This window comes from Streptomyces sp. NPDC037126, from assembly GCF_055605965.1.
In genome coordinates, this window is the sequence record NZ_JBVJTD010000042.1 from 1 (window position 1) to 24658 (window position 24658).

Below are 24658 nucleotides of genomic sequence, written 5' to 3' on the forward strand. Positions count from 1 at the left end.
CAGGAGAAGATCACGAACTGCGGCGGGGTCTGACCCGGCTCCAGCGGCACGGGCCTGGCCGGCTGATGCGGCTGCTTGCCGGTGAAGGACGTCGAACCATCACCGATCGGACGGCTCGACGGCGGACTGCTCGCTCCACTCGGGCCGCCGGGCGGCCCGGACGTACCCCCGCCGGAAGGGTTCGAGGGCTCGTCGACGACCGACGGCTTTCCCGTCCCGCAGCCGGAGAGGGAGGCAGCGGCCGCGGCACCCGCTCCGAGGCCGAACACTCCTCGGCGGGACAAGCCCCGGAAGGCGGTGCGCATGAGGTTCTCCGATCACCATTCCCGCCGGTGGACACCCGTTCAGAAGGCGTGACAACCGCGGAGGCTACGGTGTTTCTCACAATCCCCACAAGGGCCGCAGCAGTTGGGCGCCGAGCGGCAATCGCCCGGTACAAGGGTGCCGGCGCCAGGGGTTCGGGCCATGCTGCTCCCCTCCGGGCACGGCCTGCCGACAGCCTGTTCCGGGCTTTTCCACATGTATCCGTCGGCGAGAACGTCGTGAGGCGATTGTGGGAACTCACCGTCCCCGTGCCCTCAGGAGCCGCCGACGGCGTCACCCGGCGGGAACGCGCCTGCCATCGGGCCGCCGCGCCGTCGAACTGCTCACACACATGACCATGTCCCAGCGTGCCGGCCGGGGGTGGCTGGGCATGGCGATGAGCGGGTGCTCCGTGGAGTGCCCGGCACCTGCGTCGCTTCGGGCACGGTCCCTCATGCGCTCGCTGTCCTCCTCGGGGCCGGTCACCTATCGCTGCGCCGGGGTCAGCATCTGCACGAGATCTCGGACCTGCCTCCGGCTTGGCACGTCACCTTTGATGTAGATGTTCCGCAGATGGAACTCGACGGTTTTCATGGTCACATACAGCTCCTGCGCGATCTCTCTGTTGATCCAACCCTGCCCGACGAGTCTGGCGACATCCCTCTCCCGGTCGGTCAGGACCGTCCAGAAACGCTCCGCCCGGGAGACTGTGAGCTCGTCGGCCAGGGTCGCCTCTCGGATCGAGGGCGAGACACCAGCGACGGTTCGTATGCGCGGGTGGTCCATGTGCTCTCTGCTCTCTTGGTGATCTGTCCTCGCGATGTGCTCCTGCCGGATGGGGCGGCTCCCGGGGAAGGGGGCCGGCGGCACGCCACGCCTGGGGCGCGCGGCGCGTCGGCCTGCAAGGACGGACCTCGCTCGAGGTCTCTCGTGTCCTCGCCCGGGAAGAGCACCGGTAACGACTCCATGCTGGTCACGGCTGCCCTGGCGGACATCCGCCGAATGACGCAGGAATCGCTGCCATCCCGTGCGCGCGGCTCCGCGGTACGGCCGGTGTCGACGTCACCCAAAGGGAGCGATCACCTGTGGCGGCTCTGCGTGATCTGCCGTGGAACCGTCCGAAGGCGCAGATCGTCCCGGCCCCGGGACACGACCTTTGTGCGCAACACGGCGAGGCAGGCGTGCGACTACGGAACAGCCGGTGAAGTGGCCGCCACACCGCGCTGCCGGGAGGCGGTTCAGCTGGTCGCTCTCCAGCGCTCGCCGTCGCCCGCGCCCGCCTGCCGGTCGTGCTCCCGGCGGGCCGCCTCCAGCAGCCGTCGCCAGGACGTCACCGTGGGCCTCCGCCGCAGCAGGGCGCGTCGTTCGCGGTCCGTCATCCCGCCCCATACGCCGTGCTCGATGCGGCGATCGAGCGCGTGGGCAAGGCATTCGGTGCGCACCGGGCAGCCGGTGCAGATGGACTTCGCTCCGTTCTGGGCCGCGCCGTCGGCGAACAGCTCGTCCGGATCAGCGGTTCGGCAGGCTCCGCGTACTTCCCAGGTTGCCTCGTCACCCTCGCCCACTGATGCCGTCCTCTCCCCGATCCGGCCTGCCGCGCCCGACCCCGGACGCGTGCCGATCCGGACGTTACGACAATCGCGGCGCGCCTGGCACATCGTCATCCCGATGCAACCCGCCCGAGTGACGGAGGTCTTGACGCCTCCGACGCATCCACCACGGCGAGACTCGGGGCTCGCGGGCGACCTCCTCCGGCGCCGGGCACGGATCGGCGCCGGCGCAGGCTCCGGTGACCACCCGGGTATCGGCGCGGTGGGTTACGGGTGCAGACCGTTGCGGAGGGACTCGAAAGCGGCCTGCGCGTCGTGACGGGCCGTGCTCGCGACGGAGTCGGGTGAGGACCCGCCGACGACACGTTCCTGGTTGACGCGGATGAGCAGGAACTGGACGGCGCTGATCTGGCAGGCGGCCACGCGGGCCGCCATGGCGTCCATGCCCGGGCTCGCTTCGTGCAGGGCTTCGGCGAGGAGCTGGGTGGCTCGTTCCTGGTAGCGGTTGAGGGCGGCTGCCAGGGAGGGGGTTTCGATCACCAGGCGGCTGTACGCGATCACTTCGGGCCTGTCGCAGAGACCCGAGATGGGATCACGGGAGTCCAGATTCCGCAGGAAGGCCTCCTCCAGCGCGTCGAGCGGAGTCTGCTCCGCCCGGCGATGCCGGACGACCTCGGCCGACTGGTCGAGATGGTCGGCGATGCGGTGCAGAACCAGGTCGTCCTTGCTGGGGAAGTAGACGAAGACCGTGGACTTGGTCACCTCGGCCGCGGCCGCGATCTCCGCGACCGACACCTGGTCGTAGCCGCGCTCCAGGAACATGGAGATCGCGGCTGCCGAGATCGCGCTCCGGGTCTTCGCCTTCTTCCGCTCACGCAGGCCGATGGGTGCCGTCATGGCCCCATTCTAACCGCGCGCCGCCCGCAAATCGGACTCGGTCCGGGTTTTCAAGACGCTCACTTCCACGACTCGCGCAGGAAGCTCACCGCCTCGCTCACCACGGGCTCCGCGAAGAAGGCGGGCGCGGCGTGGTCTTCACCGTCGACGATCACGAGCCTCGCCGTCACCCCCGATTCGACCAGGCCTTGGTGCAGCCGCCTGCTGTCGTCGACGGGCACCCGCCGGTCCGCGCTCCCGTGGACGATCAGGAACGGCGGCACACCGGTCGATCGCCGGGCTCGCGAGACCGGGTCGCCCTCCGGGACGCGCTCGGGGGCGGTCACCGGATCGAATCCGAAGAACACCTGCAACTGGGCGCGTTCCTGGGGTGACAGCGCGGGCGGAGCGCCCTGGTCCCTCAGGTGTGCCGCGAAGGCCGTCAGCGGTCCGGGCCCGTAGTGGTTGACGACGGCGGTGAGCCGGGCCGGTTCGCCGTGGGGCAGCAAGGGCGGGCCCACGGGCTCGCCGCCCGCCGCGGCCACCATGGAGAGGAGATAGCCTCCGGCGGAACTGCCCCAGCCCGCGACCCGGGTGGGGTCGAGGCCGTGTTCCGGGGCGTTCTCCCTGACCCACTGGACCGCGGCACGCATGTCCTCCACGGGGTGGGGCCATGTGGCTTCGCCGGCCAGTCGGTAGCCGACCGACACCACGGCGATTCCCTGGGACGGAAGGGAGTGCCACGGGCCGTATCCCGGCACGCCGCCGAGGAAGCCCCCGCCGTGTGCGTAGACCACCACCGGGCAGGGCGCGTCACCCGGGTCGACGGGGACGTGCAGATCGAGCCGCAGCGGCCGGAAGCCGATCGGGGAGGCGAACGGGATCCCCAGGTGGCTGCGGACCCCGGGAATGACGCGCACGGCCGGCGGGAGGGTGAATCCACGGGGAATCCGGGCCGCGTAGTCCGGCTGCTCGGGCAGTCTCAGCTGCTCCGGCGTGCTGTCGCTCGCGCCGGTCACCGGTCCACCGCCGATCCGGAGCCGACCGGCGCGCGGAGGGCACGTTCGCGGGCCGTCGCCGACGGCGATCCGCCGGGACGCGTGACGATGCGGCGGGCGCACATCTCGTCCCGCCGGGGGCGCAACCGGCGTCCGGGCTGCGGCTCGAGGGGCGGTGTGCCGCCGGGAACGGCGGGACGGGCGGTGTCGGGCACGGAGTCTCCTCGCTGGGTGTGGGGCATGACGGGGCGTCAGGCCGCGAGCGGCGGAGAGTGCGGAAACCACAGGTGCAGCGCCTTCTCGAAATGCTCGTCGGCCGTGTCGCCGGCCCAGCAGACATAGCCGTCGGGCCGTACGAGGACGTGTTCGGCGTCCACGGTTCCTGCCGGAGAGGCGACGACTCGGCCGCGGTGGGCCTGTACCCGGCCCTCCGCCGAGGGGGCGGGCGAGCCGTCCAGGGACAGCAGCAGGCCGTCGCCCGACCGCAGCAGGGCACTGACGGTGGTGTGCCGGCCGTCGAGGCGGAGTTCCAGGTCCGGCATGCGCCGCCCGGTCAGGGGGTGCGGGCAGCCGTCCGTCTCGTAGCGGATGTCGAGTCCCGACATGCGGCCCGTCAGAAGCCGGTTGGCCTCGGGGGTGTTGGCGAGTTCGGTGACGATGTCACGCAGGGCGGCCACCTCCTCGCTCAGCCCCTCCAGCGGCATGAGAACCCCCTGGGCGCGGGCGGTGGCGATGACCCGCGACGCGACGGGGCGCCGTTCCCTGGTGTAGCTGTCCAGCAGCTCTTCGCGGACGGCTCCGCGCAGGGCGGTGGCGAGCTTCCACCCGAGGTTGACCGAGTCCTGGAGGCCGAGGTTGAGGCCCTGGCCGCCGTAGGGCGGATGGATGTGGGCCGCGTCCCCGGCGAAGAAGACGCGGTTGCGGTGCCGGTAGTCGTCGAGCAGCCGGGCGGCGTCGGTGAAGCGTGAGGCGGAACGCAGTCGGCCGACCCGCGTCTCGGTGCCGTAGACGGTCGAGACGGCGACCGCGACCTCTTCGAGGGTGACGCGGGCGTCCCGTCCCGCGTCCTGCTGGGCGGCGGTGGAGAACATCACGCGGTAGGCGCCGGCCGCGCCGGGGACGGTCTCACCGAGCGTGTGCATCATCATCTGGTAGCCGCCGACACTGACCGTCTGCATGCTCATGTGCCTGAGCCGGTCCTGGACGCGGTCCGACACGGACAGCAGTTCCACTTCCGCCGACGTGGCCACCCGCACCCCGGGGCTCCCGGGGAAGGGTGTGCCGGTGAGGCTCCGCACCGTGCTCCTGGCACCGTCGCACGCCACGAGGTACCGCGCCTGGAGCGTGCGGCTCCGCCCGCCGTGGCTCACCTCGGCGGTCACCAGGGTGTCGGACACCTCCAGGGCCTGGAGTTCCGTTCCCCGCTGGACGCCGACGCCCAGTTCGCGCAGGCGGTCCTCGAGGATCGCCTCCGTCCGGCTCTGCGGGAGCATGATGCCGCCGTTGTGGCGTGTGGACCACACGGAGGCGTCGAGCACGACCGGCAGCGCACCGAAGTGGCCGCCCAGGCCCTCGCGGTGCACGGACCGGGCCTTCGCCTCGTCCCACAGGCCGCGCATGGCCAGGACCTCGCAGGTCCGGGCGTTGACCCCGCTGCCCCTGGTCTCGGTGCTCGGCTCGTCTCTGCGGTCGATCACCGCCACGCGCACTCCGCGCATGGCCAACTCGACACCCATCATCAGCCCGCTGGGTCCCGCGCCCACGACGAGGACCTCCAGGCTGCCGCTGGCGCTCACACTGGTCATACCGAGACGGTAATCAGACCGGGTATGATTTTCAACCGAGTCGGAGATTTCTTGTGCGGCTGTGCGCATCCGGGGAGCGGGGGCCAGGTCGAGCCGCCGCCACCCGGTGAGCCGGCCGAAGGGAGGGACACATGCCCGAAGACACGGCTGCACCGACACCCGAGAAGGGACGCGGGTCAGCCCCCGCCCGGCTGTCGGCAGTCGCCCGCCGCACCGGCCTGGTCGTCGCCCTGCTGGGCGGCCTCACCGCCACGCCCGCGCTCGCGATGGACATGTACCTCCCCTCGCTGCCGCAGGTCAGCCGCTCCCTCGGCACCCCCGCCGCCGCCGTGCAGCTCAGCCTCACCACATGCATGGTCGGCATGGCGCTCGGACAGCTCGCCGTCGGCCCGATGAGCGACCGCTGGGGCCGTCGTCGCCCGCTGCTGGCCGGACTCGTCGTCTACCTCCTCGCCACCGCCCTGTGCGCGCTGGCGCCGGACATCGAGACGCTGATCGCCCTCCGGCTGGCGCAGGGCCTCGCCGGCGCGGCCGGCGTCGTCATCGCACGGGCCGTCGTACGCGACCTGTACGACGGCGTCGCCATGGCCCGCTTCTTCTCCACCCTGATGCTGATATCGGGGGCCGCGCCGATCGTGGCGCCACTGATCGGCGGGCAGATCCTGCGAGTGACGGACTGGCGGGGCGTGTTCGTCGTGCTGACCGCGCTCGGGGCCGTGCTCGCCGCGCTCGTCTGGCTGCGGCTGCCGGAGACACTGCCTCCCTCCGGGCGCGACGGCAGAGGACTGCGGGAGGCCCTGCACACGATGCGCGGCCTGCTCGCCGATCCGCCCTTCACCGGCTGCGTACTCGCGGGCGGCTTCGCCTACGCCGCGCTGTTCGCCTACCTGTCCGCCTCGCCCTTCGTCGTCCAGGAGATCTACGGCGCCTCCCCGCAGACCTTCAGCCTGCTCTTCGGGCTCAACGCCATCGGGCTGATGATCGCCGCCCAGGTCAACGGCAGGATCCTGGCAGGCCGGGTCAGCCTGGAGAAGGTGCTCGCCACCGGGCTCGCCGTGATCGTGCTCGCCGCCACGGCCCTGCTGCTGATGACCACGGGTGCCTTCGGCGAGGCCGGCCTGCTCCCGGTCGCCGCCGCCCTGTTCGTCCTCCTGTCCGCGATGGGACTCACCCTGCCCAACGCCCAGACCCTCGCGCTGCTGCGCACCCGGCACGCCGCCGGATCCGCCTCCGCGCTGCTCGGCACCTCCTCCTTTCTCATCGGAGCGCTCGCCTCCGCGGTCGTCGGGATCGCCGGGGAACACACGGCCGTGCCCATGGCGCTCGTCCAGCTGGTGGGAGCGCTGATGGCGGCGGCCTGCTTCGTGGGCATGTACCGCCCCTGGTCACCGGGCGCGGGACGGGCGGGAGACGCCGGACCTTGACCTTCGGTGCCGGGGACACACCGAACGCCCCTACCTGATGAGCAGTCAACTTTCGAGCGGTGGGCCGCTTGCCGGGGACGGGTGTTGCCGGAGGATCCGTGGCGGCCTGGGTTCCGCCTCCGGGCCGGTCAGCCGAGGTGGAGTGTCGTCAGCGCGGTGGTCCAGTCGGTCACGATCGCCTGCTGCGCCTGGGCCAGGGTGATCTTCCCGGAGCAGAGGGCGGTGTGCAGCTTGGTCTCCACCGGGTCCTTCTTGTTGTTCACCCCGGCCCCCTTCCGGTGGCCCGGGTCGGCGGGCTCCACCCACAGGTTGCGGGGATCGTTGGGGTCGCCGCCCAGCTGCAGACTTATCAGGTGGTCGTACTCGGCATCTCCCATCCTGCCGGTGAAACCGTAGGACGCGGCGTTCAGCCGCTTCTCCTTGCCCGTCACATAGGCGGAGGGCCGCACGCCGGAGGTGTAGCCGCCCCTGCGGCAGACCGTCGACCGCAGATTCGCCTGCGTCACCGCCGGAGAGATCGCGCCCGGGGTGCACGTGCGGTCCTCCAGCGGCTCCCCGTGCTCGTAGCGGTAGTGGCAACTGCCCGCGGCCGGCTGCTGCTGCACCTTGTACGTCTTCTGCGGGCCCGCACCCACCGCGATCACCCGCGACCCGCCCGGCGCACCCGACCCGGACCCTCCCGACGCCGCGGCGCCGGACGACGAGGAGGGGCCCGAGGAGCCCGGATCGACCGAGGAACAACCCGCCAGCAGCAGACAGGCGAGCAAGGCCGGCGGCACGGTACGACGGTGGAAACGCATGACGACCCCTCACGGGCAGGCGATGGCTGAACAGATGCTGCCCTATCGGGAATGCGGCACACCGGCCGGGGTCCCCGCACGGGAGCACAGAGGCGGCCCGATGGGAGCGCGTGCGGAGGTGACCGCGCCCAAAGGCCCGCACCGCAGGCCCGCTCGGGATCGGGAGGGCGGCGGACTCACCGGTCCGGTGGCACGTGCCGTGCGCGCCGACCTGCCGCTCCGCCAACCCGTCCGGAAGCGGGACCAGTTGGCGGGGCCGGCAGGGCGTGAACGGCTCGGCGCGCCGACTCCTTCGTACGCCCGTACCCGCCCCCACCGCTCAACGCGGTTCCCGGCCGGCTCGGGCGGTGGTGCGCGGTTTCAGCGCGCCGCGCGGAGTTCGGCGTAGAGCGCCGGTCCCGGCCATGCGCGGGGCCGGGACTCCGCCTCGTGCACCAGGGCGGCGAGGCGGGCGTTCACGGGAGCGCCGCGCCCGTGAGCGGCGGCGAGGGCGACGATCTCGCCCTGGAGCGAGTCGATCTCCGTGGGCCGCCCGCGTTGCAGGTCCTCCCACATCGACGAGCGGGCGTGGGCGTCGATGCGCAGGGAGGCCGCCGCCACCCGCCGGAACAGTGCGTCGGGCAGCCCCAGCACGTATGGGGTGACGCCGGGCGGCGTCGGGCCCAGGCGGGCCGGAGTGACCCCGGCGGCACGGTAAGCGGCAAGGGCCTCGCGCTGGCACAGGGCGAGGCAGCGGCGGTAGGCCCGCAGGCCGAGCTGATCACGCAGCGGCAGCCCGGAGAGTGCGTTGATCGCGTTGTTGAGGTTCATCAGCAGCTTGGCGTGCTGTACCTCGGACATGTCCGTACGGGTCCCGATGGCGAGGCCCGCGCCCAGGAAGGCCGCGAGGAGCATGTCGTCGGGTTCGGTCATGAGCCTGCCCGGCATGCCCTGGTGCACGGTGCCCGGCGCGGACCCCACCACGTTGTAGGGCACCATTCCGGCGAGCACCGTGTGGCCGGGGAGCGCGGCGCGCAGGATGGCGGTGTTGTGCAGCCCGTTCTGGAAGCTGACCACGACGGCGCTCGGCGCGAGATGGGCGGCGAGGTCGTTGGCAGCCGCCTCGGTGCCGGCGCTCTTCACGGTGACCAGCACGTAGTCGGCGCCAGCCGCGCCCTCGGGGCCGGTGGCCAGCGTCAGCCGGTCCGGCGGGAGGTGCACGGGGGGCCGGTGGGAGGTGCTGAGCGTGAGTCCCCGCTCGCGCAGCACGTCCATGGCGCGAGCCCTGCCGATGAGGGTCACGTCGTGTCCGGCGGCGACGAGATGCCCACCGAGATGACAGCCGATGCTGCCGGCTCCGAGTACGGCGAAGCGGGGCTTGGACATGCGTGACTCCTGCGGACGAACGCCTGGGGCAGGGGCCAGAATGCCCCAGGGCCACCCCCTCTGACCAGGCCGCGGGCACCTCAGGGCACGGGTGGACCCGGCCGCTTGACCGCCGCTCTCGGCTGTCTCAGGCACTGCGGGCCCGTCTGCCGGCACCCTGCGGGTCCGCCGGGGGTTCCTGATCCTGCGGGCGGGTGTCGGCGAGCGCGGGCTCCTCGGCACTCTTGACGGGGGCAGGGGGAGGTCTTCCGGTCAGCCGGGCCGGATCGACGGCTCGGGCCATGGCGCGGTGGCCTTCGTCGTTGGGGTGGAGGTGGTCGCCGGAGTCGTAGCCGGGGCGGATGCGGGTGGGCTCGGCGGGATCCCTGAGTACGACGTCGAAGTCGAGGACCGCGTCGAAGAGGTGGCTGGTGCGCAGGTAGGTGTTGACGGCCTGACGGCAGCGCTCGCCGGCGATCTCCCAGCGGACGAAGCCCCCGTAGGGCGGAATCGTGGTGACGACGACTCGAACGCCATGCCCGATGTCGTTGACGACGTCGGTGAGGACGACGGTGCGCACGCCGGGCGCCGCGAGGGCGTCGCGGCTCTCGCGGGCGAGGGAGCTGGGACGGCCCTGGTCGTTGGGTGTGAGCAGGCGGGTGGCGCCGATGCTGGCATTGACCAACCGGATCGGCGGTGTCTCCTGCCGCAGCCGGGCCGCCGTCCGGTCGGGCCAGGAGGCGCCCGGGGTGGTGCGGAACCCGCCGGAGACGGAGGCTCCGATCACCACGACGGTGTCCTTTCGCTCCGTGCCGCGGTGCGGCGGTGGGCCGCCGCCCAAGACCGTGACCACGGCCGCCGTCGCGATGACGAGCATGGCCACCAGGAGCAGGGCGGCGGGTCGTGGCCGTTCCGGGCCAAACCGCATCTCAGGCACGGCCCGGGTGACGTGGGGCAGCGACTGCCGGTCGCCGCCGAGAGCGCAACAGGAGGCGTCTGCCGGGTTGTTCGACCCACTGGTACAGGGCCCAGGCCAGTGCGAGGGAGACGAGGAACGCCGTGGCGGTGACGGCCAGGGCGGGGCCTGGGGCGAGGAGTGGGCGAGCGCGGAAGAGCTGTTCGCCGGTGCGCAGCACCAAAATGTGGATCATGTAAAAGGCGTAGGACCACTCCCCCAGGCGCACGAGCCGACGGCGGCGCCACAGGGAAGGGGCGGAGCGGAGGTCGGCGCAGGCCGCCGCGGGTATCAGGCAGGTGAGGCCGAGCACGGTGCAGGCGGCGGTGCCGTAGGGGCCGGGGAGTTGGCCGATGAGGAAGTAGCCGGTCAGGGTGACGGCCGAAGAGGCCTCCAGACCGGGTCCGCGCCAGGCACCGAGCTTGACCAATTGAGCGGTGGCGGCGCCGAGGACGAACTCCGGCAGCCGGGTGAGCGGCTGGTGCGGCTGCCACCAGCCGAGATGATGGTTGACTTCGCTCCACGGCCAGGCCATCACCGTCACCACAGCCGCCGCCACGACCACGACCAGGGCTCTGGGACCGAGCCGGCGTAAGAGCGCGTGCAGGGCGGGAAAGAGGGCGTAGAAGAAGGCCTCGCAGGTCAGGGACCAGCTGACCGGATTCAGCGCCTGCCACCACTCGGGCTTCCAGGCGCTGACCAGAGCGGGATTGGCCAGCGCCTCGGACAGGCCCCCGGGCCGCAGCCCGGGCACCAGGGTGAAGGCCAGCAGCACGGCCAGGGCAGCGGTGGCCAGGTGTACCGGGTAGATCCGGGCAACCCGGCGGCGCCAGAACTCCCAGGCCCCGTCGTGTTCGCGCGCCGACCAGGCGAGAACGAAGCCCGAGAGGATGAAGAAGAACGACACCCCGGCCGCGCCGGCGCCGAAGGCCCAGTCCGTGATTCGGGCGCCTTCGCCGCCGAAGTAGCCGAAGTTGTGCACGTGGTAGACGAACACGATGAAAGCGGCCGCCCACCGCATGGCGGTCAGCGACGGCAGCGGGCCGCCTGGAGCGGGCTGGGTTCTGGTGCCGGGGTGCGGCGGGCCGGTGAGCAGCGTCATGCGGACATCGGCCCGTTCCGGTCGAGGAGGCGTTGCGGGCCTGGCGATGTGAGGGCGTGCATGAGGAACTCCTGTCGGGTGACCGAGGCCGTTCCCCCCTCATGGCCTGACGAGGGCAGGACGGGGCCTCGTACGAGGAGAGTGGCGAAGGGACGTCCAGGGCACGGGCCCCGACGGGGACCGACGCTGGACCGGAGCCGGCCGATGTGCCGGAGCCGGCCGGGCGGTTCAGACGGCGGGTGCGGTGGGGGTCCGGCCGGGTTCGTCCACGATCGCGCGGTCCAGGATGGCGCTGGTGCTGGTCACCTGCCCGGCCTTCGTCCCGGCGGTGTTCTCGGCCATCACGCTGCGGTTGCCCAGCAGTGTCAGGGTCGTTCGGTCGAAGATCCATTCGGCGCGTTCGCCGTTGGCCTTCAGGAAGGTCACCGCGATGCCGTGGCGGCCGGCGGCGTCGACCGCGTCCTTGACCACGCTCACACCGGGGATCCTCGCGGCGGCCTGGTAGAGGGCGGCGCTGACCTTCGGCGGAGCGATCTGCTCACGCAGTGCGTCACCGATGGTGACGAAGGCCTCCTCGGCGGGACTGGGGCCGACGCCCCCGGTGTCCTGGTAGATCTTCTGCAGGAGCAGATCCGGGTCCGTGGGCAGGGATTCCAGGTAGCGGTAGGTCGGGCTGTTCAGGCCGGGGTGGGGGTTCGCGCCCAGGGAGGAGCCACGGGCGGGCAGGCCCTTCTCGCGCAGCAGTCCCGGGCGGGAGCCGTCCACCGACAGCCACACCTGCCGCAGTTGGGGCTTGTCCAGGGTGCTCCGCGCGCCGGCGGGAGAGCGGCCGTCGGTGAGCAGGAACGCGTCCAGGGACTTGATGTACACGTACTGGCCGTCGTGAGCCGTGAAGGCGGGCTTGCCGGCTGCCGCTGCGGCGATCCGGTCCAGCAGCCGCACCGGATCGCCCGTCGTGGAGTACCCGCCTCCGGCGGTGCCCGGTGAACCGGTCACACCGCCTGCGGCGGCATTCCCGGCGGGGGTGTGCTGCCGGCCGGGCAGCGCGCCGCTCGCCAGCGCCACCACCATCGCACCGGCCGCCAGAAGGGGTGCGATGTGGGACATGCGGCGCCGGACACTGCGCCGGGGGGTGAGAGCCGCGGTGTTCTGCCGTACCTCGGCCACCAGGTGGTCCCTGAGCAGGCGACGGCGGCTCGGGGGCAGGTCCCGCTCGACCGGCACCCGCAGCAGCCGAGCCAGCTCGGCGCGCTCGGCCTCGGTGGGCCCGTGCGGCTTACGGCTCATCGGGTCTCCTCCTGCGTGCGCCGGGCCGCGGAAGCACGGCAACCTTCTACCTGTCCGCAGTCCGCATCCGGGTTCCCGGGCTCGAACTCGGCCGCCGGGCCGACGGATTTCCGGAGCTTCCTGCGGGCGCGGGACAAGCGGGAGCGGACGGTGCCCACCGGGATTCCCAGCGCCTTGGCCGCTGCCGCGTAGTCCAGTCCGGACCAGACGCACAGCGCGAGCACGTCCCGCTCGCAGCGGCGTAATCGCGAAAGCGCCGCTCTCAGCTCCGCGAGGTGGTTCGCGTCGTCGATGCGGCCGACCAGATCGTCGGCGAAGTCCGGGAACGCGCCGTCGCACGGCAGGCGGCTGACGGCCGCCTCATGGCGGCGGGCCGCGCGGCGGGTGTTCCTCGCGGTGTTGGTCGCGATTCCCAGCAGCCACGGCCGCAGAGAACCGCCGTCCAGTTCCACCGTCTCCCGCAGCCTCCACGCCTCCAGGAAGGTGAGGGACAGCACGTCCTCGGCCGCCGACCAGTCACCGGTCAGCCGGAAGCCGTGGTTGTACACCGCCCGGGCGTAGTCGTCGAAGAGAGACCCGAACGCATCGGGATCTCCCGCGCGTATCCGGGCACGCACGCTCATCTCCATGCCATCGGACTGTCCGGCCGCAACGGGTCGGTTCCCGGAAGGTGATGTACGCCATACCATCCGCCCACGCCCCGGGCCGCCGCGGCGCGGCTGGAACGGGCCCAGGGAGTGTCCGGTCGGCCGCGCGGCTCAGGCGGTCACCGGGGTGAAGCGCACCGGCAGCGACCGCGGGCCGCGGGTGAACACGCCTTCCTCGACCAGGTCGAAGCCGTCGGCCAGCCGCATGTCCGGCATGGCGTCGAGGAGTTGGTCGACACCGGTCTCCACCTCGGCCTTGGCGAGCAGTGCGCCCACGCAGAAGTGCCGGCCCAGCGAGAACGCGAGGTGGTCGGCGGCGGCCGAGAACGCCGACTTCGTGGACAGGTCGTCGCGGAAGATGTCGAAGCGGTCGGGCTCCCGGTAGCGGTCACCGTCCCGGTTCGCGGCACCGATCAGGCAGGTCACCGTGGCGCCCTTCGGTATGGTGCCACCGCTCACCTCGACGTCGGTCGCGGTCTGCCGCATGATCATTTGGATCGGCGGGGTGTACCGCAGAGTCTCCACGAAGGCCGCCACGATCAGGCTCCGGTCCTCCCGGACGGCCGCCAGCTGATCCGGGTGCAGCAGCAGGTTGCCGAGGATGCCGGCGATCGCCTTGTCCGTGGTCTCCCCGCCCGCGGCGAGCAGCAGGTAGCAGAACGACTTGATGTCCTCGTCACTCATCCGGACCCCGTCGACCTCGGCCGCGCACAGCGTGGACAGCAGGTCGTCGTCGCCCGGGTTGTCCCGCCGGTGCCGGATGATCGGGATCATGTACTCGGCGAACTCGACCCGGGTGCGCTCACCCGCCGCCTTCACCTCCGGGTCTCCGGACAGGTTGCTGATGAAGGCGATGGCGGCCGTGTACCAGCCGTGGAAGCGGTCGTGATCGGCCTTGTCCAGGCCCAGCATGTCCGCGATGACGTTGACCGGGAAGCGGGTCGCGTAGTCCCGGACGATGTCCGCGGAGCCGGACTGCCGTAAGGCGTCGATGAGTTCACGGGAGTTGCGCTCGATGAGCGGCAGGTACTTCTCCTGGAGGTCGCTGCCCCGGAAGGCGGGGGCCACCAGCGCCCGCCGCACCGCGTGCTCGCGTCCGCTCATCTGGAGGATCGTGCGGCCGTAGACCGGCTCCAGCTGCCAGCTGTAGTTGTCGGTGGTGAACTCCGACTTCTTGTCCTTGAAGACCCGCTCCACGTCCTCGTAGCGGGAGACGACCCAGCTCCGGGTGGCCTCGTGCCAGAACAGCGGCTCCCTCTCACGCATGACCGCGTAGGCGGAATAGGGATCGGCCGCGAACTCCGGCGACAGGATGTCGGGCACCTGCTGTGCGATGGACATGGAACTCCTCAAGTGGTGAGCCGATCTTCAACGGGTCGATTATGGAACTGATTGAAAGTCACATATGTTCTTCTGGATCGACGTTGCGTACTTCTGCACCTTGAGGCACATGCGCACCTGAGCGGAGCCCGGCGGCGGTGACGGCCGGGCTCCGCTTCGGACGGTGGGGGTGTCAGCCCTGGAAGGCGCCGATGTCCGGCGTGGCGCTGAGCGGGTTGCCGTGGAAGTCCTGGGCCGGCCGGGCGGTGATGCCCGCGAAGATCCCGGTGCCCAGCGCGGGGAAGTCCGGGACGGACGGGGTCACCCCGGCCCCACGCCGGACGCGGCGGGCCTCAGCGCAGGGCGAGGCCGTCTCCCTGGACGAGCAGGTTCAGGTCCTCCCGGTGCGGCAGGGCCTCCCAGTCTCCATGGGACTGGACACAGAACGCGGCGACCGTGGCGGCGCGTTGGAGACGGTCCGCGGGCCGGGAGCCGTCGAGGACCGCGGAAAGGTACCCGGAGACGAACGCGTCGCCCGCGCCGACACTGTCCACCACCGTGACCGGCAGGGCGGGTTGGTACAGGCTCCCGTCGGACGTGTGACAGCGGGCGCCGGCGGCTCCGGCGGTGACCACGACCTCCGCCACTCCGCGCGCCAGCAGGTCCGCGGCGGGATCCGGTGCCGGGCTGAGCAGGTCCAGTTCGTCCTCGGAGGCGAAGACCGAGTGCACCCACGGCAGCAGTTCGCGCAGTGCCGCCGCCGCGGCGGCCCGTGACCACAGACGGCCCCGGTAGTTCACGTCGAGCGTGACGCGTGTCCCCGACGCGTGGGCGGCCCGTGCCACGGCCCGCGTGGCCTCGTGAGCACAGGAGGACAGGGCGGGAGTGATGCCGGTCAGGTGCAGCAACTCCGGTGCCACGGCAATCAGTGCGGCGAGGCACTCGTCCGCGGTCAGCGTGGACCCCGCCGATCCGGCACGGTGGTAACTGACCCGGGTGATGTCGTGCGCGGGCTTGTCGAAGGCGATGAAGCCGGTGAAGGCGCCGGCCGCGGACCGGACGAAGCGGGTCCCCACACCTTCGGCACGCAGGGTCCTGCGGATCAGGTGGCCCGGCTCGTCCGCGCCCACCGCCCCGGCCCAGAAGACCTCGTGGCCGAGTCGGGCGAGACCGATCGCCACGTTGCTCTCGGAGCCGGCCACGGACAGCCGCGCCGGGCCGCCGAGCCGCAGCGGCGCGGGGGTGCGGATCGACGCCATCGTCTCCCCGATCGTGAGCACACCGGTCATGTCGCCGCTCCTTCACCCGCGTTGAGCCCCGCGTCCGCCGCCGACCGTGCCGCACGCGCGGATGCCGGCACTCCCAGGGCCGTGAGCAGAGCGTCGGCCCGTGCGGCGAGGCCGGCCTGGATGCCGTGCGCATCGCTCGTGCCGGCGTCGCCCAGCAGGGGTGAGCCGACGCCGACCGCGCGGGCTCCGGCCGCCAGATACGCGGCGGCGGTGTCCGCGCCGATCCCGCCCACGGCGATCAGCGGGGCGGTGGGCAGGGGTGCGAGCAACTGGCGCAGGTATCCGGGGCCTTGCACGCCCGCGGGAAAGATCTTCACCGCCGCCGCGCCGAGTTCCAGGGCGCTCACCACCTCGGTCGGGGTCAGCGCGCCGCACAGCAGCGGCAGGCCGATCTCCCTGCTGCGGCGGGCTCCGTGGGTGATCGCCGGAGTCACGGCGAACGCGGCGCCGGCCGCCGCGGCGGCGTCGGCGTCGGCGGCCGTGAGGACCGTTCCGGCGCCGATCAGGACGGAGGGCGCGCACTCCGTGCGGGCCCGGGCGACCGCCCGCAGGGCGCCCGGCGTGGTCAGCGACACCTCGAGCGCCGTCACTCCGGCGCCGGCCAGTGTGCGGATGCAGGCCAGTGCGCGGTCGGGCCCGTCGGCCCGGATGATGGCGAGAACCCTGCGCCGGGTCAGCTCTGCCAGCAGATTCACAGCTCCTCCGTGATGTTGTGAGCCGCAGCGGGACTGATGTGGATGCTACTTTCAATATGCGCAAGCACCAAGTCATCATGCGAATAGCGAACCTGGGAGAGTGCATGCGGATCAGTCAGGTGACGACTCACGTCATCAAGCAGCCGACCGGGTCGGCCTACCTCGGCAAGCAGGACGACGGGACGACGCCGGCGGACGACGGCTACTACGTCCGGCCGCCCTGGCGCAGCCTCTACTCCGCCCGCATGGAGACGCTCCTCGTCCGCGTCACGACGCACGACGGGACCGAGGGATGGGGCGAGGCACTGGCCCCGGTCGGCCCCGAGGTGGTCGCCGCGATCGTGGACCGCGTGCTCGGCCCCTGGCTGATCGGCCGGGACCCGCGCGCCGTACGGCCCCTCTGGGACGGCATGCGGAACCTCATGCGGGAGCGGGGACACCTGGTCGGCCACCAGGCGGACGCCCTCGCGGCGCTCGACATCGCCCTGTGGGACCTGGCGGGCAAGGCGGCCGGGGTGCCGCTGGCCCAGCTGCTGGGCGGCGCCTACCGCACCGAGGTCCCGGTGTACGTCTCCGGCCTGCCCGAACCGACCGACGAGGGCCGGGCGAGGCTGGCCGCGGACTGGGCGGCCAAGGGCGCGCCGGCCGTGAAGATCGCCGCCGGCAAGGGAGTCGAGGCCGACCTCGCCACCTACGACGCCGTCGCCGCGGCCGCTCCCGGACTCCGCATCGCCGTGGACGCCCACTGGGCCTACAGCCTCGCGCAGGCGCTGGAGCTGGGACGTGAACTGGACCGCCGGCGCGCCCTGTTCTTCGAGGCCCCGCTGGCGCCCGAGGACACCGAGGGACACCGTGACCTCGCTTCGCGCATCACCACGCCGGTGGCGGTCGGTGAGGCGATGCGCAACCGCTACGAGTTCCGCGACTGGCTCTCCCGGCGAGCCCTGGGACTCGCCCAGCCGGACGTCGCGCGCACCGGCGTCACCGAGGCCGTCACGATCGCGACGCTGGCCGACGCCCACCACGTACCGGTGGCCTGTCACCACTCGGTGGGCCTCGGCGTGGCGCTGGCCGCGGGCCTGCACGTCTCGGCGGCCGTCGCCGACTGCCCGTTCTTCGAGTTCCAGCCCACCACCGTGCCGTTCGCCCAGCGGATCCTCACCACGCCGCTGGCCGCCGGGCCCACCGGGTTCACCCTGCCCGAGGGTCCGGGGCTGGGCATCGAGATCGACCGTGAAACCGTCCTCGCACTCGCGAAGGAGAGCTGACGTGTCAGGCAGCACCGCCCCCACCGGCCTGATCCCCATCCTCGCCACACCCTTCACCAGCACCGGGCGGCTCGACATCGGCTCCCTGCGCTCCCTGGTGGAGTTCCAGCTCCACTGCGGTGTCGACGGGCTCGCCGTCTTCGGCATGGCGAGCGAGGGCTTCGCGCTGACCACCGAGGAACGGGCCGTCATCCTGCGCACGGTCCGGGAGGTCGTGGGCGACGGCTTCCCCGTCGTCGCGGGCGTCAACGGCACCAGCACCGTGGTCGCCGTCGAGCAGGCCCGCCAGGCCGCCGCGGGCGGCGCCGACCAGCTGATGGTGCTTCCCCCGTTCCTCGCCAAGCCCAGCCGGCAGCAGGTCATCGACTTCTTCGCCGAGGTCGCGGCGGCCACCGGGGCGACCGTCATGATCCAGGACGCGCCCGGTGTCACCGGCGTCCCCATCGACGTGGCCGCCCTCACCACGCTCGCGGCCGTTCCCGGCATCACCTCCGTCAAGGTCGAGGCACCGCCGACCCCCGTGAAGGTGTCAGCCGTGGCCGGCGCCGTGCCGGAGGAGTTCGCCGTGCTCGGCGGCCAGAACGCCCTGTCCCTCATCGAGGAGTACGACAACGGCGGCGTCGGCACGATGCCCGCCTGCGAGTTCGCCGATTCCCTGCGCTCCGTCCTCGACGACCTCGCGGCCGGACGCAGGGCCGAGGCCCGTGCCGCGTTCGGCCGACTCCTGCCGCTCATCCAGATCGGCATGCGGCCCGGGCAGGCGTGGGCCGTGCACAAGGAGGTCCTGTGCCGGCGCGGGGTGATCGCGTCGGGCGCGGTCCGGCTTCCCGCGCAGGACCTCGACCCGCTGACGGCCAAGGCCCTCGCGGAGATCCTCGACGACCTGCGACTGCCCGGCCGGCCCAGGAGCCTCGCATGAGCCGTGCCGTGCTGCTGATCGGGAGTTCCTCACCGATCGGCCGGGCGATCGCCGAGGAGTTCACCCGGGCCGGGGACCGCGTCGTGGGCGTCTCGGCCTGCGCGGACGACCACTCCGGCCTCGTCGAGAGCCTCACGCTCGACGTCAGCGGACCGCGGGGCGCCGACGCGGCGGTCGGCCGGACCGTCGAACGGCTCGGCGGCCTCGACGTCCTGGTGCTCGCCGCCGCCGCCATGGCACCGGCGCCCGCGCACGAGGCCACTCCCGAGGACTGGCGGCGCGCGATCGAGAACACGCTGTACACCGCGTTCTTCCCGGCGCGGGCGGCCCTCGCGGTGCTGCCGCGAGGGGGCAGCATCGTCGCGGTCAGCTCCGTCAACGCCACGCTCGCCGCGCCGTGGCTGCCCGGGTACTCCGCCGCCAAGTCCGGAGTGGAGGGCCTCGTACGGCAGTTGGCCCTCGACTACGGCCCGCGCGGCGTCCGCGTCAACGCCGTCGCACCGGGCGTGATCGGCGACCCCGGTCTGCCGAAGGTCACCGAGGGCTATCCGCTCGGCCGCGTCGGCAAGCCCGCCGACGTCGCCGGGGCCGTGCTGTACCTGGCCTCGGCGGACTTCGTCACCGGCGTGGTGCTGCCCGTCGACGGCGGACTGTCCATCGCCTCCCCGGCGGCGTTCCTGCGCCCCGACCTTCGGCACAAGCTGCTGGGACACACGGACGCCGCGGACACCTGACCCCGTCCGGCGCCTCTCGCGCGCCGGCCCCCAACACCTGCCCGCGGGCCCGGCGCCCGTCACGCGGCGGCCCGGCCCCCCCGGCCCGACGTCCGCCTCACGCCGGTCGTGGGCGTCGCGCCGCCTCGGTCTGAGGGGCCGCGATCGCGGCGCCTGTACGCCGCGCCGGGCCGGGGGTGAGGGGCGCTCGCTCTCCCGGCCGATGGGGACCGGGGGTCCGCCGGGCGCGGGCGGGTACGGCGGGCGTGTCGTGTGCGCGGGTTCCTCAGTGGGACACAGCTGTCAGCGACGCCCGGTTCGCGGGTGGGCCGCCGACGGGGACGTCCACCGCGTAGCTCCAACCCGAGCCCTCCTCGCCCGACACGGTCGCCGTGGTCACCAGCAGCCGGGAGCCGACCAGAGCACACGCGCTGGGTCGTGAGCACGGCAGGTCCACGTGCGCCAGCAGCACTCCGTGCGGGCTCAGCCGTACGACGCGTCCGCCGTCCCACAGGGCGACCCACACACAGCCCTCGCTGTCGACCGCGATGCCGTCGGGAACCCCGTCCGGGACGCCGAACGGCGGCCCGGCAGGTTCCAGCGGGCCCTCGGCGGCGGTGCGCAGCCGATGGACGAGGCGCAGACCGCTGTCGACCACGTAGGTGATCGTGCCGTCCGGACTCCAGCCGATGCCGTTGGCCGCCAGCATCCCCTCCCGCAGCACGCCGGCGCCCGCAGCACGGCCGGCGCCGACGACGTGGAGGCGGCCCCACGGTCCCAGCGGGCGCCGCACCCCCATGGAGCCCACCCAGAAGCGGCCGTCGCGGTCCACCGCGCCGTCGTTGAGACACGTGAACGCCGGATCCGGCTCCAGGACCGCCACGACCGAGGGCCCCGTCGACGGATGCCAGTGCACCACGGCGCCACCGAGCGCCAGGATCCAGTCGCCGTCGCCCCGGGCACGGACCGCGCAGCTCAGCGGCTCGGAGAACGCGGCCAGCAGAACCGGTTCGGACACCCAGTCGTCCACCGGGGCGTCCGGCCGCACCCGAGCCTGCCACAGGCGGCCCGCGGGGATGTCGACCCAGCTCAGCGTCCCGGTCGCGGCGTCGTGGCGGGGGCCCTCGCCCAGCAGCGCCCTGGGCAGCGGCGCACGGACCGGCCGCATGCTCAGTCCGACAGCTCCTGCGACGCCACGGGCAGGCGGGGCCGGGCGGCGAAGGCGATGGTGAACCCGAGGGCCACGGACAGCTCGTCCGCCGCCTCGATCACCATCAGCGACAGCTCCTGCTGGCGTCCCGGCAGGTCCAGCTCCGAGAGAGGGCCGCTCAGCGACAGCGCGGCGACCACCTGGCCCCCGCGAGCCCGGATCGGGGCGGCCAGGCAGGCCCGCCCGAAGGCCAGTTCCTCGATCTCCGTCGCGTAGCCCCGGCTGCGGATCTCGGCCAGCACCGCCTCCATGTCGGCGGCCGCGGTGATCGTGTGCGGGGTGTAGACGTGCCCGTAGCCGTCGGCGAAGTAGGCCCGCACGTACTCGGCCGGCTGCTCGGCCAGGATCGCCTTGCCCATGCCGGTGGCGTGCAGCGGTGCGGTGCGCCCGGCCATCGTGAACGACTTGGGCGACTTGGCGCCCTCGAAGTTGCACAGATAGAAGAGCCGGTCGTCACGGAACTCGGCGAGGTTGACCCCGAGTCCCGTGGTGTGGGCGAGGTTCTGCGCGATCGGCCGGGCCGCGCGGAAGAGGGAGGAGCTGTTGAGCGCGACCGAGCCGAGCGTCACCGCCGAGGGTCCCAGGCGGTAGAGGCCGGTGCGGGCGTCCTGCACGACGTAGCCGAGGCGGTCCAACGACGAGATCATCCGTGACACGGTGGACTGTCCCAGCCCGGTCTGCGCGCAGAGTTCGGTGATCCGCAGCTCGCTGTGCTCGTCCGTGAAGCAGGCGAGCAGTGAGATCGCGCGCTCGACCGCCTGCGTACCGGCGCCGGATTCGGCTGCCATGACCCTCCCTTTCCCACGCGGCCCCCAGTCGCCGCGCCATGCGCCATCCACTACTTGCAATGTACTTGCATATCCTGGTGAGACGGTAGCGCGATGTCGGCCCGCTGCACCAATTGACCGAATGCCGGCTCAGTGCCCCTGGTCGAGGATGTCCTGGACCTTCTTCCTGAGCGCGTTCAGCCCGCCCTGCACCCCGGACTGGCCGGCCAGGATGGAGGCCACACCCGCGCCTATCGTCGTGTCGAGCTGGGCCGTGACGGTCAGCTTGTCCCAGGCCGCGACACGGGCGTGGTCGCTGACATGCCGCTGGAACGCGGTCTGGAAGCGGTCCTCGGCCAGGCCCGGCACCTGCCTGGCGATGCGGGAGTCGGCGGGGCCGAGGGCGGCGCCTCGGTAGAGGGCGGTCGCCGCGCCGACGTCGGTGGTGACGTAGGAGATGAAGTCCTTGCTGGTCTTCTCGCCCTTGCCCTTGCTGCAGAACAGGACGTTGCCCCAGTAGCGGTTGTAGGACGCGTGGCCCTTGACGGCGGGCCGGGTCAGGGGGCGCATCGCCGCGATGAGCGAGGCCGGCGCGCCGTTGGTCCTCGCGAAGCTGTTGGCGAGCGGAGCGTCGTCGTACATGACGGCCTGGCCCCGGGCGAAGAGGACGCGGGCGTCGTTGCGGTCGACGCCCGCCTTGGTCAGGCCCGCGTCCTGCAGGTGCTTGTACCACGTCATCGCGGCCACGCTCTCGGCGTCGCCGATGGTGCACCTGCCGCCGTCGGTGACCACCTCGCTGCCCCAGCCCCACATCCAGTGCACGGCGTCCTTCAGGTCGGTGGCCTTGGTGATGGCCGCGTACGGGATCAGCTTGGAGTCCTGCCGCTTGATCTTCTCCAGGGCCGTCGCGAACTCCTCGATGCTGGTCCCGCCGTCCTTCAGCCCGACCTCGTCGGCCTTCCGGCCGTCGCACACCATGCCGATGCCGGACATGTTGAGGGGGACGAAGTACAGCCTGCCGTCGATGCGGAACGCGTCGATGATCTTCTTCGACAGGCTCATCCGGGCGGCGACGTCGGACAGGTCGGCCAGCGCCCCGGTGGGCACCAGCACCTGCCAGGTGCCCTGTGCGACGCCCTGCAGCTCACCCGACTTGGCGGCCAGCATCAGCTGGGTCGCCACCTGGTCGTAGGGGTAGACGACGGGCTTGACCGTCTTGCCGGTCTTCTTCTCCCAGCCGCTGATGATGGTCTGCCAGGCCTGCTTCTGCGCGCCCTCGCCCAGGGCGCTGTTGTAGAAGTTGATCTCGTCGGTCTCCGAGGCGCCGGACGTGGCCGATCCGCCGGAGGTGGTGGTCGAGCAGCCGGTGGCGGCGAGAGCGCCGAGGACGCCGAGGGCGCCGAATCCGGCGAGTACTCCTCTGCGGGACACGGACGGGCTGGACGCGGGCGTGTGGGACATGTCGGCTCCGGTGAGAGTGAAGCGGTGCGAGGTGTGCGCGGGGGGTGACGTGTGCGGGGGGCGTGTGCCGGGGACGTGTCTGCGGGCCGGCCGGTCAGCCCTTTACGGCTCCGGCCGCGAGGCCGGAGACGAAGTAGCGCTGGAGGATCACGAAGATCACTGCCAGCGGCAGCGAGGTGACCACCGAGGAGGCCATCAGCACCGGCCAGTCGGCGGAGCCCTCGTGGATGAAGGCGGTCGTCATGCCGACGGGCAGGGTCTCCTTGTCCGGGCCGGCGAGGGTGAGCGCGAAGAGCAGGTCGCTCCAGCCGCGCATGAAGGCGAACATCCCGGCGGTGACGAGGCCGGGCGCGACCAGCGGGAAGACGATCCGGAACAGGGTCGCCACATGGGACAGCCCGTCGACCTTGGCCGCCTCGACGAGTTCGTCCGGCAGCGCGTCGATGATGCCCTTGAGCAGGAAGGCGGACAGCGGCAGCGTGAACGTCGTGAAGGCCAGCACGACGGCCGTATAGGTGTGCAGCAGTCCGGCGGCGCTGAACATCAGGTACAGCGTGACCAGCAGCAGGGCTCCCGGTATCAGCTGTCCGACCAGGAACATGACCATGACGGCGTTGCGGCCGCGGTAGCGGAACTTCGACAGCGAGTACGCCAGCAGACCGGACACCACGACGGAGACCAACGCCGTCCCGGCCGAGACGATCACGGAGTTGACGAGGTCGGAGAGCAGGGTCGCGTCGCCGAGGAACGTGCCGAAGTTCTCCAGCGTCGGGTGCAGCGGGAAGAAGGGACGGTCGGCCGCGAAGACGTCCTGGCGGTGCATGAACGCGGTGGCGACGAGCCAGTACACCGGCAGCAGTCCGAACAGGGCGAGCACCGTCAGTCCCAGCTTGCCGGGGATGCCCAGGGAGGGCTGGGTGATGCCCTCTCCGACGTGGCGCGACCCGCCACGCGGCCGGGCGGGGGTGAGGAGGCTCATGAGCGCGACTCCAGCTTCTTGTTGAGCAGGAAGTAACCCCCGCACACCACCGACAGCGCGAGCAGCCAGAGCACGCCCATGGCGGCGGCCCTGCCGAGCGAGAACTCGGTGAAGGCGTACTGGTAGAGGCTGACCGCGAGCGTCATGGTCGACGTGCCCGGGCCGCCCCCGGTCATCACGAAGATCATGTCGAACGAGCCGAAGTTGTAGATGAACTCCAGCATGCTCACGAGCGCGACCGGCCCGATCAGGTGCGGCAGCGACACGTGCACGAAGCGCTGACGGCGTGAGGCCCCGTCCAGGGCGGCGGCCTCCAGCTGCTCCCGCGGCAGGGTCTGCAGGACCGCGAGGACCACGACCATGATCCACGGAAAGGAGTTCCACGTCTTGGCGATGACGACGGCCGCCATGGCCGTGGAGGCGTTCCCGAGCATGTTCACCTCGGGCAGGTGAAGCGTGCCGAGGACGTGGTTGAGCACCCCGTAGCTGTCGTTGAAGATCCAGGCCCAGAGGAAGGACACCACGACACCGGGGAGCAGCCAGGGCAGCATCAGCATGCCCCGCAGGACGTTGCGGCCGCGCAGGCGGGAGTTGAGGAGCATCGCGAGCGCCACTCCGAGCAGCACCGGGCACACGGTCGCCAGCACGGAGAACTCCAGGGTGACGCCCAGCCGGCCGACGAAGTCGGGCCAGACGTCGGCGTAGTTCGCGAAGCCCACGAACTTCCGGCCGGGGTACACCAGCGACTGGTCGTACAGGCTCGTGCCGATGCTCGCCACCAGCGGATAGACGGCCACGACGAGGAAGAGGGCGACCGCGGGCGCCGCGAGCAGGAACCCGAAGGTGCGGTCCCGGGAGTTCAGGGAACCGCGCCGCCTCTCGCGCTGCGCGGAGCGCGAGAGGTGGCGCGCGGGCGGGGGCTTGACCATGGTCACCATACGGACTC

General features: G+C 72.0%; 25 protein-coding genes and 1 pseudogene. 4 read left to right on the forward strand and 22 right to left on the reverse strand.

Annotated features, from left to right (window positions below; translation table 11 throughout):
* From ACZ7FF_RS42270 to ACZ7FF_RS42300, 7 genes and pseudogenes are all read right to left on the reverse strand, one after another.
* Nucleotides 1-305: pseudogene (locus tag ACZ7FF_RS42270) on the reverse strand (hypothetical protein); the annotation flags it as partial.
* 484 nt (nucleotides 306-789) lie between these two features.
* On the reverse strand, nucleotides 790-1089 hold the full coding sequence (locus ACZ7FF_RS42275; RefSeq protein ID WP_470819734.1) for a helix-turn-helix domain-containing protein: 300 nt from the start codon (nucleotides 1087-1089) through the stop codon (nucleotides 790-792).
* Nucleotides 1090-1541: 452 nt separating this feature from the next.
* Nucleotides 1542-1868 (reverse strand): WhiB family transcriptional regulator, encoded by a 327-nt coding sequence (locus ACZ7FF_RS42280; protein ID WP_470819735.1) that lies wholly within the window; start codon nucleotides 1866-1868, stop codon nucleotides 1542-1544.
* A gap of 252 nt (nucleotides 1869-2120) precedes the next feature.
* The gene (locus tag ACZ7FF_RS42285) at nucleotides 2121-2750 is read right to left on the reverse strand and encodes a TetR/AcrR family transcriptional regulator (RefSeq protein WP_470819736.1); all 630 of its coding nucleotides are present in this window, start codon (nucleotides 2748-2750) and stop codon (nucleotides 2121-2123) included.
* A 59-nt stretch (nucleotides 2751-2809) separates the two neighbouring features.
* Nucleotides 2810-3748: an alpha/beta hydrolase fold domain-containing protein gene (locus tag ACZ7FF_RS42290; RefSeq protein ID WP_470819738.1), complete on the reverse strand. Its 939-nt coding sequence runs from the start codon at nucleotides 3746-3748 to the stop codon at nucleotides 2810-2812.
* The gene (locus tag ACZ7FF_RS42295) at nucleotides 3745-3942 is read right to left on the reverse strand and encodes a hypothetical protein (RefSeq protein WP_470819740.1); all 198 of its coding nucleotides are present in this window, start codon (nucleotides 3940-3942) and stop codon (nucleotides 3745-3747) included. The genes ACZ7FF_RS42290 and ACZ7FF_RS42295 overlap by 4 nt, the downstream gene beginning before the upstream one ends.
* 36 nt (nucleotides 3943-3978) lie before the next feature.
* Nucleotides 3979-5532: an FAD-dependent monooxygenase gene (locus tag ACZ7FF_RS42300; RefSeq protein ID WP_470819741.1), complete on the reverse strand. Its 1554-nt coding sequence runs from the start codon at nucleotides 5530-5532 to the stop codon at nucleotides 3979-3981.
* A 131-nt stretch (nucleotides 5533-5663) separates the two neighbouring features.
* Here ACZ7FF_RS42300 and ACZ7FF_RS42305 point away from each other — a divergent pair, with 131 nt between their 5' ends.
* Nucleotides 5664-6956, forward strand: a complete 1293-nt coding sequence (locus ACZ7FF_RS42305; protein ID WP_470819743.1) for a multidrug effflux MFS transporter — start codon at nucleotides 5664-5666, stop codon at nucleotides 6954-6956.
* A 128-nt stretch (nucleotides 6957-7084) separates the two neighbouring features.
* Here the strand turns inward: ACZ7FF_RS42305 and ACZ7FF_RS42310 are convergent, their stop codons facing one another.
* The 10 genes from ACZ7FF_RS42310 to ACZ7FF_RS42355 form a co-directional block, all read right to left on the reverse strand.
* Complete coding sequence (locus ACZ7FF_RS42310; protein ID WP_470819745.1) at nucleotides 7085-7756, reverse strand: hypothetical protein; 672 nt, start codon at nucleotides 7754-7756, stop codon at nucleotides 7085-7087.
* A 360-nt stretch (nucleotides 7757-8116) separates the two neighbouring features.
* Nucleotides 8117-9121 carry a 2-dehydropantoate 2-reductase gene (locus ACZ7FF_RS42315; protein ID WP_470819746.1) on the reverse strand — a complete coding sequence of 335 codons (1005 nt, stop codon included), beginning with the start codon at nucleotides 9119-9121 and terminating at the stop codon, nucleotides 8117-8119.
* A 127-nt stretch (nucleotides 9122-9248) separates the two neighbouring features.
* Complete coding sequence (locus ACZ7FF_RS42320; RefSeq protein ID WP_470819747.1) at nucleotides 9249-10028, reverse strand: SGNH/GDSL hydrolase family protein; 780 nt, start codon at nucleotides 10026-10028, stop codon at nucleotides 9249-9251.
* 1 nt (nucleotide 10029) lies between these two features.
* Nucleotides 10030-11157 carry an acyltransferase family protein gene (locus ACZ7FF_RS42325; RefSeq protein ID WP_470819749.1) on the reverse strand — a complete coding sequence of 376 codons (1128 nt, stop codon included), beginning with the start codon at nucleotides 11155-11157 and terminating at the stop codon, nucleotides 10030-10032.
* A gap of 228 nt (nucleotides 11158-11385) precedes the next feature.
* Entirely contained in the window at nucleotides 11386-12444 is a 1059-nt protein-coding gene (locus ACZ7FF_RS42330) for a CU044_5270 family protein (protein WP_470819750.1), read from the reverse strand.
* Nucleotides 12441-13067 (reverse strand): RNA polymerase sigma factor, encoded by a 627-nt coding sequence (locus ACZ7FF_RS42335; protein WP_470819793.1) that lies wholly within the window; start codon nucleotides 13065-13067, stop codon nucleotides 12441-12443. The genes ACZ7FF_RS42330 and ACZ7FF_RS42335 overlap by 4 nt, the downstream gene beginning before the upstream one ends.
* A gap of 135 nt (nucleotides 13068-13202) precedes the next feature.
* The gene (locus tag ACZ7FF_RS42340; protein WP_470819752.1) at nucleotides 13203-14432 is read right to left on the reverse strand and encodes a cytochrome P450; all 1230 of its coding nucleotides are present in this window, start codon (nucleotides 14430-14432) and stop codon (nucleotides 13203-13205) included.
* A 172-nt stretch (nucleotides 14433-14604) separates the two neighbouring features.
* Nucleotides 14605-14736 carry a hypothetical protein gene (locus ACZ7FF_RS42345; protein WP_470819753.1) on the reverse strand — a complete coding sequence of 44 codons (132 nt, stop codon included), beginning with the start codon at nucleotides 14734-14736 and terminating at the stop codon, nucleotides 14605-14607.
* A gap of 28 nt (nucleotides 14737-14764) precedes the next feature.
* Nucleotides 14765-15700, reverse strand: coding sequence for a sugar kinase (locus tag ACZ7FF_RS42350; RefSeq protein ID WP_470819755.1), 936 nt, complete (start codon nucleotides 15698-15700; stop codon nucleotides 14765-14767).
* The gene (locus ACZ7FF_RS42355) at nucleotides 15697-16395 is read right to left on the reverse strand and encodes a bifunctional 4-hydroxy-2-oxoglutarate aldolase/2-dehydro-3-deoxy-phosphogluconate aldolase (protein WP_470819757.1); all 699 of its coding nucleotides are present in this window, start codon (nucleotides 16393-16395) and stop codon (nucleotides 15697-15699) included. Before ACZ7FF_RS42355 ends, ACZ7FF_RS42350 begins: the two co-directional genes overlap by 4 nt.
* A 104-nt stretch (nucleotides 16396-16499) precedes the next feature.
* Here ACZ7FF_RS42355 and ACZ7FF_RS42360 point away from each other — a divergent pair, with 104 nt between their 5' ends.
* From ACZ7FF_RS42360 to ACZ7FF_RS42370, 3 genes are read left to right on the forward strand one after another with little or no spacing between them, the layout of a single operon-like run.
* Entirely contained in the window at nucleotides 16500-17663 is a 1164-nt protein-coding gene (locus ACZ7FF_RS42360) for a mandelate racemase/muconate lactonizing enzyme family protein (protein ID WP_470819758.1), read from the forward strand.
* 1 nt (nucleotide 17664) lies between these two features.
* The gene (locus ACZ7FF_RS42365; protein ID WP_470819760.1) at nucleotides 17665-18582 is read left to right on the forward strand and encodes a dihydrodipicolinate synthase family protein; all 918 of its coding nucleotides are present in this window, start codon (nucleotides 17665-17667) and stop codon (nucleotides 18580-18582) included.
* The gene (locus ACZ7FF_RS42370) at nucleotides 18579-19316 is read left to right on the forward strand and encodes an SDR family NAD(P)-dependent oxidoreductase (protein WP_470819761.1); all 738 of its coding nucleotides are present in this window, start codon (nucleotides 18579-18581) and stop codon (nucleotides 19314-19316) included. Before ACZ7FF_RS42365 ends, ACZ7FF_RS42370 begins: the two co-directional genes overlap by 4 nt.
* Nucleotides 19317-19581: 265 nt before the next feature.
* Here the strand turns inward: ACZ7FF_RS42370 and ACZ7FF_RS42375 are convergent, their stop codons facing one another.
* The 5 genes from ACZ7FF_RS42375 to ACZ7FF_RS42395 all read right to left on the reverse strand — a co-directional run bounded on the left by ACZ7FF_RS42375 (nucleotide 19582) and on the right by ACZ7FF_RS42395 (nucleotide 24650).
* Entirely contained in the window at nucleotides 19582-20463 is an 882-nt protein-coding gene (locus ACZ7FF_RS42375) for an SMP-30/gluconolactonase/LRE family protein (RefSeq protein WP_470819762.1), read from the reverse strand.
* Nucleotides 20464-20465: 2 nt separating this feature from the next.
* Nucleotides 20466-21293: an IclR family transcriptional regulator gene (locus ACZ7FF_RS42380; protein ID WP_470819764.1), complete on the reverse strand. Its 828-nt coding sequence runs from the start codon at nucleotides 21291-21293 to the stop codon at nucleotides 20466-20468.
* Nucleotides 21294-21422: 129 nt separating this feature from the next.
* A complete protein-coding gene (locus ACZ7FF_RS42385; RefSeq protein ID WP_470819766.1) occupies nucleotides 21423-22733 on the reverse strand; it encodes an ABC transporter substrate-binding protein in 1311 nt (436 codons plus the stop codon).
* Nucleotides 22734-22827: 94 nt separating this feature from the next.
* Complete coding sequence (locus ACZ7FF_RS42390; protein WP_470819768.1) at nucleotides 22828-23712, reverse strand: carbohydrate ABC transporter permease; 885 nt, start codon at nucleotides 23710-23712, stop codon at nucleotides 22828-22830.
* Nucleotides 23709-24650, reverse strand: coding sequence for a carbohydrate ABC transporter permease (locus ACZ7FF_RS42395; protein ID WP_470819769.1), 942 nt, complete (start codon nucleotides 24648-24650; stop codon nucleotides 23709-23711). Before ACZ7FF_RS42395 ends, ACZ7FF_RS42390 begins: the two co-directional genes overlap by 4 nt.
* Nucleotides 24651-24658 lie beyond the last annotated feature (8 nt).

Coding starts and splice junctions, on each gene's coding strand:
- ACZ7FF_RS42275 (WP_470819734.1), bottom strand. CDS start 1,089: ATGGACCACCCGCGCATACGAACCGTCGCTGGTGTCTCGCCCTCGATC.
- ACZ7FF_RS42285 (WP_470819736.1), bottom strand. CDS start 2,750: ATGACGGCACCCATCGGCCTGCGTGAGCGGAAGAAGGCGAAGACCCGG.
- ACZ7FF_RS42300 (WP_470819741.1), bottom strand. CDS start 5,532: ATGACCAGTGTGAGCGCCAGCGGCAGCCTGGAGGTCCTCGTCGTGGGC.
- ACZ7FF_RS42305 (WP_470819743.1), top strand. CDS start 5,664: ATGCCCGAAGACACGGCTGCACCGACACCCGAGAAGGGACGCGGGTCA.
- ACZ7FF_RS42310 (WP_470819745.1), bottom strand. CDS start 7,756: ATGCGTTTCCACCGTCGTACCGTGCCGCCGGCCTTGCTCGCCTGTCTG.
- ACZ7FF_RS42315 (WP_470819746.1), bottom strand. CDS start 9,121: ATGTCCAAGCCCCGCTTCGCCGTACTCGGAGCCGGCAGCATCGGCTGT.
- ACZ7FF_RS42320 (WP_470819747.1), bottom strand. CDS start 10,028: ATGCGGTTTGGCCCGGAACGGCCACGACCCGCCGCCCTGCTCCTGGTG.
- ACZ7FF_RS42325 (WP_470819749.1), bottom strand. CDS start 11,157: ATGACGCTGCTCACCGGCCCGCCGCACCCCGGCACCAGAACCCAGCCC.
- ACZ7FF_RS42330 (WP_470819750.1), bottom strand. CDS start 12,444: ATGAGCCGTAAGCCGCACGGGCCCACCGAGGCCGAGCGCGCCGAGCTG.
- ACZ7FF_RS42335 (WP_470819793.1), bottom strand. CDS start 13,067: ATGAGCGTGCGTGCCCGGATACGCGCGGGAGATCCCGATGCGTTCGGG.
- ACZ7FF_RS42340 (WP_470819752.1), bottom strand. CDS start 14,432: ATGTCCATCGCACAGCAGGTGCCCGACATCCTGTCGCCGGAGTTCGCG.
- ACZ7FF_RS42350 (WP_470819755.1), bottom strand. CDS start 15,700: ATGACCGGTGTGCTCACGATCGGGGAGACGATGGCGTCGATCCGCACC.
- ACZ7FF_RS42360 (WP_470819758.1), top strand. CDS start 16,500: ATGCGGATCAGTCAGGTGACGACTCACGTCATCAAGCAGCCGACCGGG.
- ACZ7FF_RS42370 (WP_470819761.1), top strand. CDS start 18,579: ATGAGCCGTGCCGTGCTGCTGATCGGGAGTTCCTCACCGATCGGCCGG.
- ACZ7FF_RS42375 (WP_470819762.1), bottom strand. CDS start 20,463: ATGCGGCCGGTCCGTGCGCCGCTGCCCAGGGCGCTGCTGGGCGAGGGC.
- ACZ7FF_RS42380 (WP_470819764.1), bottom strand. CDS start 21,293: ATGGCAGCCGAATCCGGCGCCGGTACGCAGGCGGTCGAGCGCGCGATC.
- ACZ7FF_RS42385 (WP_470819766.1), bottom strand. CDS start 22,733: ATGTCCCACACGCCCGCGTCCAGCCCGTCCGTGTCCCGCAGAGGAGTA.
- ACZ7FF_RS42390 (WP_470819768.1), bottom strand. CDS start 23,712: ATGAGCCTCCTCACCCCCGCCCGGCCGCGTGGCGGGTCGCGCCACGTC.
- ACZ7FF_RS42395 (WP_470819769.1), bottom strand. CDS start 24,650: ATGGTGACCATGGTCAAGCCCCCGCCCGCGCGCCACCTCTCGCGCTCC.